General features: G+C 69.5%; 16 protein-coding genes. 10 read left to right on the forward strand and 6 right to left on the reverse strand.

Annotated elements, in window-relative coordinates:
• The first annotated feature begins 33 nt into the window (after positions 1–33).
• The 3 genes from AB0I81_RS21595 (at position 34) to AB0I81_RS21605 (ending at position 3,877) form a co-directional block, all read left to right on the forward strand.
• A complete protein-coding gene (locus AB0I81_RS21595; protein WP_360659185.1) occupies positions 34–2,295 on the forward strand; it encodes a protein kinase in 2,262 nt (753 codons plus the stop codon).
• Positions 2,296–2,385: 90 nt separating this feature from the next.
• The gene (locus AB0I81_RS21600; protein ID WP_360659186.1) at positions 2,386–2,991 is read left to right on the forward strand and encodes an SIMPL domain-containing protein; all 606 of its coding nucleotides are present in this window, start codon (positions 2,386–2,388) and stop codon (positions 2,989–2,991) included.
• 19 nt (positions 2,992–3,010) lie between these two features.
• Positions 3,011–3,877, forward strand: a complete 867-nt coding sequence (locus tag AB0I81_RS21605) for an alpha/beta hydrolase (protein WP_360659188.1) — start codon at positions 3,011–3,013, stop codon at positions 3,875–3,877.
• 19 nt (positions 3,878–3,896) lie between these two features.
• On the opposite strand, the gene nadA is transcribed toward AB0I81_RS21605, so the two are convergent.
• Complete coding sequence (gene nadA, locus AB0I81_RS21610; protein ID WP_360659189.1) at positions 3,897–5,054, reverse strand: quinolinate synthase NadA; 1,158 nt, start codon at positions 5,052–5,054, stop codon at positions 3,897–3,899.
• Between the two features lie 156 nt (positions 5,055–5,210).
• Here nadA and AB0I81_RS21615 point away from each other — a divergent pair, with 156 nt between their 5' ends.
• Together AB0I81_RS21615 and AB0I81_RS21620 are read left to right on the forward strand one after the other, a co-directional pair.
• Positions 5,211–5,564, forward strand: coding sequence for an iron-sulfur cluster assembly accessory protein (locus AB0I81_RS21615; RefSeq protein WP_360659191.1), 354 nt, complete (start codon positions 5,211–5,213; stop codon positions 5,562–5,564).
• Between the two features lie 104 nt (positions 5,565–5,668).
• Positions 5,669–6,655, forward strand: coding sequence for a carbohydrate kinase family protein (locus tag AB0I81_RS21620; protein ID WP_360659193.1), 987 nt, complete (start codon positions 5,669–5,671; stop codon positions 6,653–6,655).
• A gap of 57 nt (positions 6,656–6,712) precedes the next feature.
• On the opposite strand, the gene AB0I81_RS21625 is transcribed toward AB0I81_RS21620, so the two are convergent.
• From AB0I81_RS21625 to AB0I81_RS21635, 3 genes are all read right to left on the reverse strand, one after another.
• Positions 6,713–7,147, reverse strand: a complete 435-nt coding sequence (locus tag AB0I81_RS21625; protein WP_360659195.1) for a CBS domain-containing protein — start codon at positions 7,145–7,147, stop codon at positions 6,713–6,715.
• Positions 7,148–7,235: 88 nt separating this feature from the next.
• Positions 7,236–7,481, reverse strand: a complete 246-nt coding sequence (locus tag AB0I81_RS21630) for a sulfurtransferase TusA family protein (RefSeq protein WP_360659197.1) — start codon at positions 7,479–7,481, stop codon at positions 7,236–7,238.
• Positions 7,478–8,620, reverse strand: coding sequence for an aminotransferase class V-fold PLP-dependent enzyme (locus AB0I81_RS21635; protein ID WP_360659198.1), 1,143 nt, complete (start codon positions 8,618–8,620; stop codon positions 7,478–7,480). Before AB0I81_RS21635 ends, AB0I81_RS21630 begins: the two co-directional genes overlap by 4 nt.
• Positions 8,621–8,931: 311 nt before the next feature.
• Between AB0I81_RS21635 and AB0I81_RS21640 the strand changes: the two genes are divergently transcribed.
• From AB0I81_RS21640 to AB0I81_RS21655, 4 genes are all read left to right on the forward strand, one after another.
• Positions 8,932–9,588: a cytochrome c oxidase subunit II gene (locus AB0I81_RS21640; protein WP_360659200.1), complete on the forward strand. Its 657-nt coding sequence runs from the start codon at positions 8,932–8,934 to the stop codon at positions 9,586–9,588.
• Positions 9,585–11,261 carry a cytochrome c oxidase subunit I gene (gene ctaD, locus AB0I81_RS21645; RefSeq protein ID WP_360659202.1) on the forward strand — a complete coding sequence of 559 codons (1,677 nt, stop codon included), beginning with the start codon at positions 9,585–9,587 and terminating at the stop codon, positions 11,259–11,261. The genes AB0I81_RS21640 and ctaD overlap by 4 nt, the downstream gene beginning before the upstream one ends.
• Positions 11,261–11,674: a cytochrome c oxidase subunit 4 gene (locus tag AB0I81_RS21650; protein ID WP_360659204.1), complete on the forward strand. Its 414-nt coding sequence runs from the start codon at positions 11,261–11,263 to the stop codon at positions 11,672–11,674. The genes ctaD and AB0I81_RS21650 overlap by 1 nt, the downstream gene beginning before the upstream one ends.
• 148 nt (positions 11,675–11,822) lie before the next feature.
• The gene (locus tag AB0I81_RS21655) at positions 11,823–13,031 is read left to right on the forward strand and encodes an Ig-like domain-containing protein (RefSeq protein ID WP_360659206.1); all 1,209 of its coding nucleotides are present in this window, start codon (positions 11,823–11,825) and stop codon (positions 13,029–13,031) included.
• Between the two features lie 47 nt (positions 13,032–13,078).
• Here the strand turns inward: AB0I81_RS21655 and trpD are convergent, their stop codons facing one another.
• Positions 13,079–14,125 carry an anthranilate phosphoribosyltransferase gene (gene trpD / locus AB0I81_RS21660; RefSeq protein WP_360659208.1) on the reverse strand — a complete coding sequence of 349 codons (1,047 nt, stop codon included), beginning with the start codon at positions 14,123–14,125 and terminating at the stop codon, positions 13,079–13,081.
• Between the two features lie 6 nt (positions 14,126–14,131).
• Complete coding sequence (locus AB0I81_RS21665; RefSeq protein ID WP_360659210.1) at positions 14,132–14,557, reverse strand: hypothetical protein; 426 nt, start codon at positions 14,555–14,557, stop codon at positions 14,132–14,134.
• Positions 14,558–14,736: 179 nt separating this feature from the next.
• Here AB0I81_RS21665 and AB0I81_RS21670 point away from each other — a divergent pair, with 179 nt between their 5' ends.
• Complete coding sequence (locus AB0I81_RS21670; protein ID WP_360659212.1) at positions 14,737–15,390, forward strand: heme-copper oxidase subunit III; 654 nt, start codon at positions 14,737–14,739, stop codon at positions 15,388–15,390.
• The last annotated feature ends 8 nt before the right edge of the window (positions 15,391–15,398 follow it).

Genomic DNA, 15,398 nt, shown 5'->3' on the forward strand with positions numbered 1-15,398 from the left:
TGGCGGGAAAGAAGCCATTTGTGGGGGTTGCCAATGCCTGACCTCGCGGCCCTGCGGCCAGGGGATCCCGCGACGGTGGGTCAGTACGGCCTGACCGGGAGGCTCGGCGAGGGCGGTCAGGGCATCGTCTACCTGGCCACGGGCCCCGGCGGGACGAAGGCGGCACTCAAACTGCTGCGCGCCGACCTGGCGGGCGACGCCGAGGCGTCGGAGCGCTTCGTCCGCGAGGTGGCGATGGCCAGGCGGGTCGCGCCGTTCTGCACGGCCCAGGTCATCGAGACCGGGCTGTACGGCGGCCGGCCCTACATCGTCAGCGAGTACATCGACGGCCCGACCCTGACCGACGTCGTACGCGGCCAGGGCCCCCGCTCGGGCGCCGCCCTGCACCGGCTGGCCATCGGCACCGTCACCGCGCTGGTCGCCATTCACCAGGCCGGCATCGTGCACCGCGACTTCAAGCCGTCGAACGTGGTGCTGGCCCCCGACGGCCCCCGCGTGATCGACTTCGGCATCGCCAAGGCGCTCGACCTCACCTCCACGCTCACCGGTGCGGCGGTGGGCACGCCCGCGTACATGGCTCCCGAGCAGTTCACGGAGGTCGGGCCCGGGGCGGAGGCGGACATGTTCGCCTGGGCGTGCACGCTGCTGTTCGCCGCTTCCGGGCAGCCGCCGTTCGGGTACGACAGCGTGGCCGCCGTGGTCAACCGGATCCTGCACACCGAGGCCGACACCTCCTGCCTGACCGATCCGGCCCTGCGCGCGCTGGTCACGGACTGCCTGGCGAAGGACCCGGCCGGGCGTCCCACGGCGAGCGAGGCCCTCATGCGCCTGCTCGGCCAGACCCCCGCCACCCCACCCCCCGGCGACACCCGGGCCCAAGCCTCCGCCGCGTCTCCCGGCGGTCCCCCAACCTCTGCCGCGCCTCCCGGTGACGCTCACGCGCAGGCCGCCCCTGCCTCCGCCCAGCCGCCCACCCTGCTCCAGCAGGGCACCGCGGCGGCACTGTCCTCGTGGGACGTGCGGCACGCGTACCCGCAGCAGCCAGTGCCACCCCACCCGACGGCCTCGCCGACTCAGACCTCCCACCCCCAGTACCAGCAGAGCCAGTCGCCCCACCCGCACACCCAGCCCTCCCAAGCGGGCTTCCAGCAGCCCCACCCGGGCTTCCAGCCGCCGCACCAGGGGTTCCCGCAGACCCAGCCGTCTCAACCGTCCCATCCGGGCCTCCCGCCGAACCGGCGGGAGGGGCGGCGCGGCAGCGGCTGGCTGGTCGCGGGGGGAGCAGCGGGCGCGCTCGTGCTCGTGGCGGCCGGCACCCTCATCGCCATCCGCCTGAGCGGCTCTCCGTCCGGCGTCGCCTCACCGCCCCCCACCACCGCCACCAGCTCCGCCACGGCCTCTCCCACCAGGACGCCCGCCGCCCGCCCGATCACCCTGCCCGGCACGTCGGTGACGATCGAGGAGCGCGACGGCGACCCCATCAGGCTCGCCTCCTACACCCTGGAAAACGGCAGGCGCCTGTACGTCAGGAAGCAGAACAGCCGCGCGTTCACCCGCGAGAACCGCTATTTCGAGTACGCGCCGAACCCCGTGGCCAACCTGGCGCTCGCCACCGACGTGGACTACAGCGACGACCTGTTCGCCACCGTGTCCCTCATCGACCGCGCCGGCGGCGCCAGACGGGTCGTCAAGCTCAGCCCCAAACCGGTCTACCCCACCACCCCCCGCTGGTCCCCGGACGGCAGGTACGGCCTGGTCACCCTCTACAAGGGCACGGACGGCTCGGCCGTCGAGCACGGTTTCGGCATCATCGACGCGACGACCGGCGAGGGCAGCGCCTTCGAGATCAAGGACCGGGGCGCGGGGGAGTGGCGCTTCTTCTGGGACGCCGGCGGCAAGGCGGTGGGCACCTGGTCCGGGGGCGCGATGCGCTTCTACGACCTGAACGGCAAGCTCGTGCGCACCCTGCCCGGCGTCGGCAGCCCGGTGTGGGTGGAGGGCGACGACGTCTCGCCGTCCGGCAGCCGCTTCCTGGCCCACTGCACCGCGCAGGGCACCACGCTGTGCGCCCGCTCCACCTCGGGCCACGACACCGGGGCCGTCACGATCCCGGTCGCCACCAACCGGCTCATCGGCTGGTGGGACGACGAGCGCCTGGCGGTGTGGCGCGCCAAGGGCGCCGGGTACGAGGCCGTCGTGATCGACCTGACGGGCAAGGTCGAGCGGGTCCTGGCCAAGGCGCCGGACCGGGCAGAGCTGGACAGGATGGGCCTGCGTTTCAGCCGCGTCCCGTAAAAGCCGCCGGCACCCGGCGTCCGGGCTCCCTTGCGGCAGGACCGGCACGTCTTAGGATCAAGACGGAGTCCCACTCCGAAGGAGCTGACTGTGGACATCACCGTGCTCGGCGAGGGCGTCGCCCTGGCCACACCGGACATGTTGCGGCTGCACGCGGGCGTCGAGGTGCGCAGGGCGTCGGCGGCGGAGTCGTTCGCCGCCGTACGGGCCGCCGCGGCCCGGCTGGCCGAGGCGCTGCGCCAGGTGGGCATCGAGGCGCAGGACGTGAGCACGGCCGAGCTGTCCCTGGGGCCGGAGTACGAGGCGTACCCGAAGGTGTCGGCCTACCGGGCGGTTCAGGGCTTCGACGTCCTGGTCCGCGACGTGGGCCGGGCCGACCACGTCATCGACACCGTGGCGGGCGTGGGGGAGGAGGCCAGGCTCAACGGCGTGAACTTCGAGGTGTCCGACCCGGGCAGTGCGCTGCGCGAGGCCAGGACCACCGCGTTCAGGGACGCCGCGGCCAAGGCCGCCCAGTACGCCGAGCTGGCCGGGCGCCCGCTGGGGCGGGTGGTGTCGGTGAGCGAGGAGCTGCGGAACGGCCCGCCCGTGCCGCTGGGGCGATCGGCCCTGATGGCCGCCGAGGCCCAGGACACGATCAGCCCCGGCCGCCAGAGCCTCACGGTCGTGGTGAAGGTTGGCTACGACTTCGCCTGATCCCCGCACAATGGGGCGTATGGACGAGATCATCCTGACCGAGGACGGGGCCGAGCTGTGGGCCACCCGCACCACCGGTGACGGCGTGCCCGTCGTCTTCTGCCACGGCGGCCCCGGCCTGTGGGACACCCTGGGCGACGTGGCGGACCTGCTGCCGGGCGCCGCCCGCGTGCACCGGTGGGACCAGCGGGGATGCGGCCGCTCCCAGCGGGTCGGGCCGTACTCGATGGCCAGGACCGCGGCCGACCTCGACGCCGTGCGCCGCCACTTCGGGCTGGACGACATGGTGCTGCTCGGCCACTCCTGGGGCGCCCAGCTCGCCCTGCGCTACACCCTGGACCACCCCGACCGCGTGCGGGGGCTGGTCTACGTGTCCGGCAACGGCATCGAACCGAAGTCCGCCTGGGGCCAGGACTACGCCCGCAACCTGCGCGCCGGGCTGGGCGAGCACCTGGAGCGGTGGCAGGAACTGAACGACCGCGAGCGCACGCCGGAGGAGGAGCGCGAGTGGGCGGTGCTGCAATGGTCGGCCGACTTCACCGGCGAGCGGCCCCTGGAACAGTCCGAGCGCATGGCCACACCCTGGTACGGCGTCAACCTCGAATGCAACGCCGCGATCAACGCCGCGGACAGGCGGGAGTGGGGCACGCCGGAGCTGCGCGCGGCCTGCGCGGAGCTGGACGTGCCGGTGCTGATCGTGGACGGGGCGCGCGACATCCGGCCGCGCCGGGCCGTGGACTCCCTGGAGCGGGCCCTGCCCCGGGTGACCCGGGTGGTGCTGGAGCGCGGCGGCCACCTGCCCTGGACCGAGGACCCCGGCGGCTTCGCCGATGCCGCCGCCGCGTTCCTGACGGAGGTCGGCGGCGGGCGGCGAACGACAGGCTGAGCAGCCGCTCCGGCCCGTGCTACGGCAGGGCCAGCATGCGGTCCAGGGCGACCTTGGCCCAGTGGGTGGTGTCCTCGTCCACCGTGATCTGGTTGACGACCTCGCCCAGCACCAGCGACTCCAGCGCCCACACCAGGTGCGGCAGGTCGATCCTGTTCATGGTCGAGCAGTAGCAGACCGTGCGGTCGAGGAAGGAGATGTCCTTGTCGGGGAAGGTCTGGGCCAGGCGCTTGACCAGGTTCAGCTCCGTGCCGATGGCCCAGCTCGACCCCGCGGGGGCCTGCTCCAGCATCTTGATGATGTGCTCGGTCGAGCCCACGTGGTCGGCCTTGAGCACGACCTCGTGGCGGCATTCCGGGTGCACGAGCACGTTCACGCCGGGGATGCGGGCGCGTACGTCGTCCACGGACTCCGCCGTGAAGCGGCCGTGCACCGAGCAGTGGCCGCGCCACAGGATCATCCTGGCGCGCGCCAGCTCCTCGCGGCTCAGCCCGCCGTTCGGGCGGTGCGGGTTCCACACCACGCAGTCCTCCAGCGACATGCCCATCTCCAGCACCGCCGTGTTGCGGCCCAGGTGCTGGTCGGGCAGGAAGAGCACCTTCTGCCCCTGCTCGAAGGCCCAGTCGAGGGCGCGGCGGGCATTGGAGGAGGTGCAGACGGCGCCGCCGTTCCTGCCGCAGAACGCCTTGATGTCGGCGCTGGAGTTCATGTACGTGACCGGGACCACCTGATCGGCGAGCCCCGCGTCCTCCAGCGACTCCCAGCACTCCTCCACCTGGTCGAACGTGGCCATGTCGGCCATCGAACAACCCGCCGCCAGGTCGGGAAGGATCACCTTCTGGGCGTCACCGGTGAGAATGTCGGCGGACTCGGCCATGAAGTGCACGCCGCAGAAGACGATGAACTCCGCCCCCGGCCGGGCGGCGGCCTGCCGGGCCAGCTTGAAGGAGTCACCGGTCACGTCGGCGAACTGGATGACCTCGTCGCGCTGGTAATGGTGGCCGAGCACGAACAGCCGGTCGCCGAGCGTCTCCTTGGCCTTGCGGGCGCGGTCCACCAGGCCGGGGTCGGAGGCGGGCGGCAGTTCGCCGGGGCAGTCGACCCCCTTCTCACTGTGCGGATCGGCGCTCCGGCCGAGGACGAAAAGCGGCAGTCCGGTCTGGGCAGCCATGGCCATCCCCCCTTATCGTCGATTTGACGATACTCATCATGACACATGGCACATCGTGCTTATTCCGGGGGGAGTCGCCCCGGGAATGTGTGGCAACGCCCAGGTGTTGGTAGCGTCATTAGTAGGACGTCAGAAACGACAGCCGGGTTAGGGAGTCATCAGATGACGGTTGAGAGCAGCGAGACCACGGCGCAGGGCCTGATCCTGACTGACGGGGCCGCCGCCAAGGTGAAGAGCCTGCTCGAGCAGCAGGGCGAAGAGGGTCTGCAGCTGCGGGTCGCCGTGCAGCCGGGAGGTTGCTCCGGTCTGCGCTACCAGCTCTTCTTCGACGACCGTTCGATGGACGGGGATGTCGTGTCGGACTTCGGCGGCGTGAGCGTGGTCACCGACCGGATGAGCGCCCCGTACCTCATGGGAGCCTCCATCGACTTCGTCGACACGATCGAGAAGCAGGGCTTCACCATCGACAACCCCAACGCCACTGGCTCGTGCGCCTGTGGCGACTCCTTCAACTAAGGGTCGCCGGCAGCAGGCAGGTCCCGCTCGCCTTTGTGCGTGCGGGACCTTCGCGTATTCTCGTGGGGCTCATTGGCCTGCTGACAACGAGGAAGAAGAATCCCGTGCGCATCGCCGTAACCGGCTCAATCGCGACTGACCACCTGATGACTTTCCCGGGAAGCTTCGGCGACCAGCTCATCGCCGAGCAACTGGACCGGGTGTCACTCTCGTTCCTGGTCGACGACCTTCAGATCCGGCGCGGTGGCTGCGCCGCCAACATCGCCTTCGGCATGGGCTGCCTCGGGCTCAAGCCGATCCTCGTCGGCGCGGTCGGCAACGACTTCGCCGACTACCGCTCGTGGCTGGAGCGCCACGGCGTGGACTGCGAGTCCGTGCACATCTCCGAGACGCAGCACACCGCGCGTTTCCTGTGCACCACCGACCAGAACCACAACCAGATCGCCTCCTTCTACACCGGCGCCATGGCCGAGGCCAGGCTCATCGAGCTCAAGCCCGTCGCCGACCGCCTGAAGGGCCTGGACCTGGTCCTGCTCAGCCCCAACGACCCCGAGGCGATGCTGCGGCACGCCGACGAGTGCCGCCAGCGCGGCATCCCGTTCGCCGCCGACATCTCCCAGCAGCTCGCCCGCATGGCGGACGAGGAGATCCGCCAGCTCGTGGACGGCGCCGCCTACCTGTTCTCCAACGACTACGAGAAGGGGCTCATCGAGCAGAAGACCGGCTGGACCGACGAGGAGATCCTCGACCGGGTCGGCGTCCGGGTCACCACGCTCGGCCCCAAGGGCGCCGTCATCGACCGCAAGGGCGAGCCGTCCATCCACGTCGCCCCCGCCCCCGAGCTCGGCAAGGCCGACCCCACCGGCGTCGGCGACGCCTTCCGCGCCGGCTTCCTGGCCGGTCTGGCCTGGGGCCTGCCGCTGGAGCGGTGCGGGCAGATCGGCAACCTCACCGCCACGCACGTGCTGGAGCGCGTGGGCGGCCAGGAGTACGAGCTGGGCCAGAAGTCCTTCCTGGAGCGGTTCGGCGCCGCGTACGGGGCCGAGGCGCTGTCGGAGATCTCCCAGCACGTCCGCTGCTACCACCCCTGAGCCGCAAAAAGGGGCCGTCCCGTTCGGCGGGGACGGCCCTTTCTCTCTGGCCGCGTGTCAGCGCAGGGCGTAGACGCGGTGCACGAACTCGGCGAGCTCGCCGTCGGGCAGGTGCCTGGCCAGATCCGCCTCGGTGATCATGCCGACGATGCGGCCGTTCTCCATCACCGGCAGGCGCTTGATCTGGTGTTCCTCCATGCGTGCCAGCGCCTCCTCCACGGTGGCGTCCGACGGTACCCAGACCAGCCCGGTGGACAGCTCGCCGGCCGTCACCCGGGCGGGGTCGTGGCCCGCCGCGACACACTTCACGACGATGTCCCGGTCGGTGATGATGCCGGTCACCCGGTCGTCGGGCCCGCACACGGGCAGCGCCCCCACGCCGAACTCGCGCATCATCTGCGCCGCCCGGTCGAGGGTCTCGTGCGCGGCGACGCACTCCGCTCCCGTGCTCATGACGTCGCGGGCGGTCTCGTGCGGTTGTGCGCTGATCATGACTTCCCCTGGATGTCGATGAACTCCGTACGGGAAGCCCCTACCCACCCTGCGCGCCTGAATCGGCGATTAGGGAACGACCGGAAATCTAGTAGTTGCGCCTGACGTGGATCGCCCAGCCGCCCTCGGGCAGCTCGTACGACCCCACGTGGCGATGCGACTTCAGCCTGCACCAAGCCGGCACGTCCGTGTACGCCGCCGGATCGTCGGCCAGCACGGCCACCACGGCGTTCAGCGGGATGTGGTTGATCTGCTCGGCGAGCATGATGATCGGGATCGGGCACTTCTTCCCGAGTGCGTCGATCGTCAAAGCCGGCTGGGTTACCTCGGTCATGCGACTCCCGCGTCCTGCCGGATGCGGCGTACCAGATCGGGCAGGACGGCGAGGAACCTGTCGACCTCGTCCGCGCAGGCGCCCCTGGGTAGCGACACCCGGACGTTCCCATGCGTCAGCACGCCCATGGCTTCGAGAACGTGCGATGGACGAAGCGTACTAGCGGTGCACGAACTTCCGGACGATACGGCGAATCCCGCCTTGTCCAGCTCGCTCAGCAGCGCCTCTCCGTCAACGTAGAGGCACGAAAAGGTCACGATGTGCGGCGCCCGGTCAACGGGGTCGCCGATGACCTCCACGTCCGGGACGATCTCCGGGACCGTCCGCCTGATCCTGTCGATGAGGCCGGAAAGTCTCGCCTGCTCCCGTTCGGCGTCGGCGGCGACCGCGCGCAGGGCCGCGGCGGCGGCCACGACGGCCGGCACGTTCTCGAAGCCCGGCACCCGCCGCCGCTCCCGCTCGTCGGCCGGCAGGTAGGAGCGGAAGCGCGTGCCCTTGCGCACCGCCAGCACGCCCACCCCGGCGGGGCCGCCCCACTTGTGCGCGCTGGCCGTCAGCACCGACCAGCCGGGCGGCACCGGCATCCGGCCGGCCGTCTGCGCCGCGTCCACCAGCAGCGGCACGCCGTGCGCCTGGCAGGCCGCGGCGGCCCGCGCCACCGGCTGGAGCGTGCCGACCTCGTGATTGGCGCTCTGCAGGCACGCCAGCGCCGTGCCGGGGCGCGCGACCGCCTCGGCGAACCGGTCGGGGTCCACCCGGCCCGACAGGTCCACGCCCACCGTCTCGACCGTGCCGCCGTCGCGTTCGTGCACCTCACCGGCGTGCAGCACGCTGGAGTGCTCCACCGCTCCGGTCACCAGATGACGCCCCGCCCTGCGCCTTCCGTGTAGGGTGCCGAGCACGCCGAGATGCACGGCCTGCGTGCCCGACGAAGTGAACGACACCTCGTCAGGGCGCGCGCCGAGCGCCTCGGCCACCTCCGTGCGGGCCTGTTCGAGCAGCAGGTGCGCGCGGCGGGCCTGGCCGTAGAGTCTCGCGGGGTCGGCCCAGCCGGCGTCGATCGCCGCCAGCAGCGCCTCGCGCGCCTGGGGGTGGAGCGGCTCGCTCGAAGCCGCGTCGAAATAAGCCACGGGACTCATCGTCCCACTTGCGGGGCCATCGAGGGGTCGCGCGGTGGGGCGAGGCACCTGCACGCTAATGTGTCTGCAATCAAGCTGTGCATTTGGAAATACGAGCCCCCAAGAGAACGACTCTTGGGCTTCATCTGTGGGGTAGGCGATCCGTGAGTCCGACTCGCCGTACGACGCGGCGTTCGTTGGCCCGGCGCAGGGTGCCGCGCGCTGCCGCTTTGGCGTTGCTGCTGGCCACTGCTACGGCGTGTGCTAATGACGTCCCCGAGGCCGACTGGTCTCGCGGCCTTCTTCCCGAACACGTCACCGAGCAGGGCGGCGTGGTCCAGAGCCTGTGGAACGGGGCCTGGATCGCCGCGCTGGCCACGGGTGCCGTCGTCATCGTGCTGATCCTGTGGGCGACCATCTTCCACCGCAAGCGCAGGGCCAAGGCCGAGCTGCCGCCGCAGGTTCGCTACAACATGCCGATCGAGATTCTCTACACCCTGATCCCGCTGGTCATGGTCTCGGTGTTCTTCTTCTTCACCGCGCGTGACAGCGAGGTGCTCGACCGCGTGGACGGCGACGCGACCGTCAAGGTCAAGGTCGAGGCGTACCAGTGGAGCTGGCGCTTCACCACGACCGTCAACGGCAAGCCGCTCAAGCCCGTCGCGGGCGTGCCGGTGAGCGACTATCACCAGGGCCCCCAGCTCGTCCTGCCGAACAAGACGAAGATCGAGTTCGACCTCCAGACCGACGACGTCATCCACTCCTTCTGGGTGCCGGAGTTCCTGTTCAAGCGGGACATCATCCCGGGCATTCCCGAGGACAGCCCCGGCCGTAAGTTCCAGATCACCACGCTTGACGCGAGGGGCACCTACGCCGGCCGCTGTGCCGAGCTGTGCGGTGTGGACCACAGCCGGATGCTCTTCTCGGTCAAGCTCGTCAACCAGGACGAGTGGAACCAGTACGTCTCGACCCAGGGTGCCGCCCAGTGACCGCCATCCATGAACCACTGACCCCCACGACGGTCAGGCCGCCCACCCCCAAGGGGCAGATCATCGCGAAGTGGATGTCCTCGACTGATCACAAGATCATCGGGCACATGTACCTCATCACGTCGTTCGCCTTCTTCCTGATCGGCGGCGTGATGGCGCTGGTCATGCGGGCCGAGCTGGCGCAGCCGGGCCTGCAGTTCACCAGCAACGAGCAGTTCAACCAGCTGTTCACCATGCACGGCACGATCATGCTGCTGATGTTCGCGACGCCGCTGTTCGCCGGCTTCGCCAACGAGCTGATGCCGCTGCAGATCGGCGCGCCCGACGTGGCCTTCCCGCGCCTGAACATGGTCAGCTACTGGCTCTACCTGTTCGGCAGCCTCATCGCCGTCTCCGGCTTCTTCACCCCGGGCGGCGCGGCCTCGTTCGGCTGGTTCGCCTACACGCCGCTGTCCAACGCGATCAACTCGCCCGGCGTCGGCGGCGACCTGTGGATCATGGGTCTGGCGCTGTCCGGCCTGGGCACGATCCTCGGCGCGGTCAACTTCATCACCACGATCATCTGCATGCGCGCGCCCGGCATGACCATGTTCCGGATGCCGCTGTTCACCTGGAACGTGCTGCTGACCAGCATGCTCGTGCTGATGGCCTTCCCGGTGCTGGCCGCCGCGCTGCTGGCGCTGGAGTCGGACCGCAAACTCGGGACCCACATCTTCGCCTCGGAGAACGGCGGCGCGCTGCTCTGGCAGCACCTGTTCTGGTTCTTCGGGCATCCAGAGGTGTACATCATCGCGCTGCCGTTCTTCGGCATCATCACCGAGATCCTGCCGGTCTTCAGCCGCAAGCCGATCTTCGGTTACATCACCCTGGTGTGCGCGACGATCGCCATCGCCGGTCTGTCCATCACGGTCTGGGCGCACCACATGTTCCCGACCGGGCAGGTGCTACTGCCGTTCTTCTCGTTCATGACGTTCCTCATCGCGGTGCCGACGGGCGTGAAGTTCTTCAACTGGATCGGCACGATGTGGCGGGGGCACCTGTCGTTCGAGTCGCCGATGTTGTTCTCGGTCGGCTTCCTGATCACGTTCCTGCTGGGCGGCCTGACCGGCGTCATCCTGGCCTCGCCGCCGCTCGACTTCCACATCAGCGACACCTACTTCGTGGTGGCCCACTTCCACTACGTGGTGTTCGGCACCGTCGTGTTCGCCATGTTCGCGGGCTTCTACTTCTGGTGGCCCAAGTTCACCGGCAAGATGCTCGACGACAAGCTCGGCAAGCTGCACTTCTGGCTGCTGTTCATCGGCTTCCACACCACGTTCCTGGTCCAGCACTGGCTGGGCGTGGTGGGCTTCCCGCGCCGCTACGCCGACTACAGCGCGGCCGACGGCTTCACCGACCTGAACATGTTGTCGTCGGTGGGCGCGTTCGTGCTGGGCGCCTCGACGCTGCCGTTCTTCTACAACGTCTGGAAGACCTGGCGCACCGCGCCCAAGGTCACCGTGGACGACCCGTGGGGCTACGGCGGCTCGCTCGAATGGGCGACCTCCTGCCCGCCGCCGCGGCACAACTTCACCTCGCTGCCGCGCATCCGGTCGGAGCGTCCCGCGTTCGACCTGCACTACCCGCATGCTTCCAGCAAGCCAAGCAAGCCCGCTCCGGAGGTCGAGTCCTAATGAAGGTGCAGGGTTGGCTGTTCCTGCTGTGCGGAGTGTTCTTCGCCGGCGTGGACATCGCCTACTGGTTCTGGACCAAGGCCGCGACGGGTCAGGGTGAGCCGGTCGGCACCACCGCCATGGCCATCTCGGTCGGCTTCGCGTTCATGGTGGGCTACTACCTCATGTTCACCGCGCGGCGCATCGGCGACCAGCCGGAGGACAACAAGCAGGCCGAGATCAGCGACGGCGCGGGCGAGATCGGGTTCTTCAGCCCGAGCAGCTGGTGGCCGCTGTTCCTCTGCCTGGCGGCGGCCTTCGCCTTCGCCGGTTTCGTGATCGGCTTCTGGATGTTCCTGATCGGGGTCTTCCTGATCCTGATGGCCATGATCGGGTTCGTCTTCCAGTACTACCGGGGTCACTTCTCGCACTAGAGCGACCGGAGTCACCGAGCGGGCGTCTTCCCTCAGGGGGAGGACGCCCGCTTTTTGGTGTTCTTTGCCAGTGTCCGGATGCGGTTATTCGATCACTCAGGGTAATAAAGGAGGCAGAACTGGCTCGATCTTGGACGAGGGAGTACTCGTGGGGCGCGGAGCGTATGGATCTGCCGGCCTGCTGGCCTTGGCGCTGCTGACGGCGTGCTCGGCGGGCCCGGCACCGGAGGACCCTGAGGGGGTCGCCATGGCGGGCGGGGCGCGCAGCGCCCCTGTGGGAGTCTCTCCGGCGGACAAGGCGGCGAACGTGCCCACGGACCAGGCCGTGGTGGTGTCGGCCCACAGCGGCAAGCTGAAGAGCGTACAGGTGCAAGGCGGCAAGTCCGGGCCGCTCAAGGGGCTGCTGAGCGCCGACGGCTCGCGCTGGCGCAGCCTGGGCGGCGCCAGGCCGGGCACGGTCTACACGGTCACCGCGGTCTCCGTGGACGGCGCGGGCAAGCAGGTCCAGAGCACGAGCACGTTCACCACGGTCAAGGGCGACAAGGCGTTCGACATCGAGACCATCACCCCGAACAAGGACGACACGGGGCTGACGGTCGGGGTCGGCATGCCCGTCATGATCACCTTCGACAAGCCCGTGGCCGACCGGGTCGCCGTCGAGCGCAACCTCAGCATCCGCAGCTCCAAGCCGGTGGAGGGGGCGTGGCACTGGTTCGACGACACGCACGTGGACTTCCGGCCGCAGAAGTACTGGCCCGCGCACAGCAAGGTGAGCGTGGAGGCCAAGCTGGCGGGGGTGCGCGGCGGGCCCGGCATGTACGGCAAACGGGACGTACGCCTCGACTTCAAGATCGGCCGCTCGCAGATCACCCGGGGCAGCGTCAACGAGCACGTGCTGCACGTGCGGCGCGACGGCAAGAAGATTCGCGCCATGCCGATGAGCGCCGGGCAGGGCGGCCAGTGGAAGTACTACACGACCTCCGGCGTGCACCTGGCCATGTCGCGCGAGCCCGTCACGGTGATGACCTCGCCGGGCATCGGCCCGGGTTCGGCCGGGTACTACCGGCTCACCGTCTACAACACCGTGCGCATCTCCAACAGCGGCGAGTACGTGCACAGCGCGCCCTGGTCGGTGGGCTCGCAGGGCAACTCGAACGTGAGCCACGGCTGCGTGAACATCAGCCCCGGCAACGCCGCCTGGTTCATCAAGAACACCCTGATCGGCGATCCGATCATCATCACGGGCTCGCCACGGAAGCTGGAGCCCACCAATGGCTGGGGCCACTGGCAGGAGAACTGGAAGCAGTGGCTCAAGTGGAGCGTCCTCAAGGCCGGCCCCACCATCATGCTGCCTTGAGGTCCGGGGCCGTCGCCTGTGGGTGACGGCCCCTCGTGCTCGGCGGGTCAGGCGGGGCGGAAGGAGCCGCTGACCTCGATCCAGCGGTCCAGGGTGGCCGCCGCGGCGCCCGAGTCGACCGCCTGCACGGCCCGCGCGTACCCGTCGATCATGGCGGAGTCGAGCTCGTCGCCGGGCCCGTCGGCCGCCACCAGGGCGGCCGCCGCGTTGAGCAGCACGGCGTCACGCACGGGCCCGGTCTTGCCGCGTACGAGATCGTGCACGGCCTGGGCGTTGAAGGCCACGTCGCCGCCCCGCAGCGCGCCCACGTCGGCACGCGGGATGCCGAGGACCGCCGGGTCGAACGCGGTCTGCGTCGCCGTGCCGTCCCTGACCACCCACACCGTCGAGGTGGCCGCGATGGTGAGCTCGTCGAGGCCGTCGTCGCCGCGGAACACCAGCGCGGAGACCCCGCGCTCGGCGAACACGCCCGCGAGCACCGGCAGCATGCCCGCGTCGTAGACGCCGATGGCCTGGGCCGACGGGCGGGCCGGGTTGGTCAGCGGGCCCAGGAAGTTGAAGATCGTGGGCACGCCGATCTCCTTGCGCGTCGGGCCGGCGTGGCGCAGCGCGGGGTGGTAGACCGGGGCGAAGCAGAAGGCGATGCCCGCGTCGCGGGCCACCTGCGCGGTCTGCTCGGGCGTGAGGTCGAGCCGGATGCCCAGGTGCTCCAGCACGTCGGCCGCGCCGCACGAGGACGAGGCGGCGCGGTTGCCGTGCTTGACCACGCGCGCGCCCGCCGCGGCGGCCACGATGGCGGCCATCGTGGAGACGTTGACGGTGTGCGCGCGGTCGCCGCCGGTGCCGACGATGTCGACCACGGGGCCCTCCACGCTCAGCGGCGTGGCCAGGTCGAGCATGGTGCGGGCCAGGCCGACCACCTCGGCGACCGTCTCACCCTTGGCGCGCAGCGCGATCACGAAGCCGGCGATCTGGGACGGCGTCGCCGTGCCGGACATGATCTCCCGCATCGCCCAGGCCGACTCGTCGGAGGTGAGATGTTCTCCGGACAGGAGAGCGGAGAGCAGGGTGGGCCAGGTCGTCCGGGAGTCCATGGGCACCTACTTGGCGTTGAGTCGGGTGGAGGAACGGCGGCGCATCAGGCCCGCCACGGTGTCGGCCACGACCATCGGCTCCAGGGGCTGCGACACGACCGCGTCGGCCTTGGACCACTCGGCCAGCCAGCGGTCGTCGCGCCTGGCGATGATCAGGCAGATGGGCGGGCAGTCGTAGACCTCGTCCTTGGCCTGGCGGGCCACGCCCATGCCGCCCGCGGGCTGCGTCTCGCCGTCGAGGATCGCCACGTCGATCTCGCCGGAGCCCAGCCACTGGTGGACCTTGGGCTCGGTGGCGCACTCGACGATCTCCACGAAAGGCACGTCGGCGGCGGGGCGCCTGCCGATCGCCTGGCTCACCTCGGTCCGGGTGGCGGCGTCGTCGCTGTAGACGAGGACCTTCATCTTCTCGTCGGTGCTCCCAGTGGACATCGGTCGCGCTCACTATCAGTCGAAGAGGTAGGGTCACCTGGGATCGTACCGGTGTGTCGGCGCGGAGGCCCAGGCCACCATGCCTGGTGGGTGTTTTGTGTCGATTATCCCAGGTTGGTCCGTGGTTTGTACCTGCTAACGGGGGGTCGTGCGCCGGACCGACCACCGGAACCGCAATAATGCTGCCCGTGGCGACAGCATCCGCAATAACTTCGACGACGACAGCCCAGTCGTACCGGCGGCCGAACCTGGTCAGTGTCGGGACGATCGTCTGGCTGTCCTCTGAGCTCATGTTCTTCGCGGCGCTGTTCGCGATGTACTTCACCATCCGGTCGGTGAGCGTCGGCAAGGGCCTCGAGTGGGGGCCCGGCCTTCTTCCTGCTGGAGCGTCAGCAGAACACGTCGCTCACCTGAACATCCCGTTCGCGACGGCCAACACGATCATCCTGGTTCTGTCGAGTGTGACGTGCCAGCTCGGCGTGTGGGCCGCGGAGAAGGGGCAGGTCGGAAAGCTCCGCTTCTGGTACATCGTCAGCTTCCTCATGGGCGCGGTCTTCGTCGCCGGGCAGCTGTACGAGTACATGGAGCTGGCGTCAGAGGGCGCGACCTTGTCCGCTAACGCCTACACCTCGGTGTTCTACCTGACGACGGGCTTCCACGGCCTGCACGTGACCGGTGGCCTGATCGCGTTCCTGTTCATGCTGGGACGCACGTACGCCGCGAAGCGCTTCACGCATGAGCAGGCCACCAGCGCGATCGTCGTGTCCTACTACTGGCACTTCGTAGACGTCGTCTGGATCGGTCTTTTCGCGACCATTTACATCATTCAATAAGGAACGGG

The organism is Nonomuraea sp. NPDC050404, from assembly GCF_040655495.1.
Lineage (GTDB): Bacteria > Actinomycetota > Actinomycetes > Streptosporangiales > Streptosporangiaceae > Nonomuraea.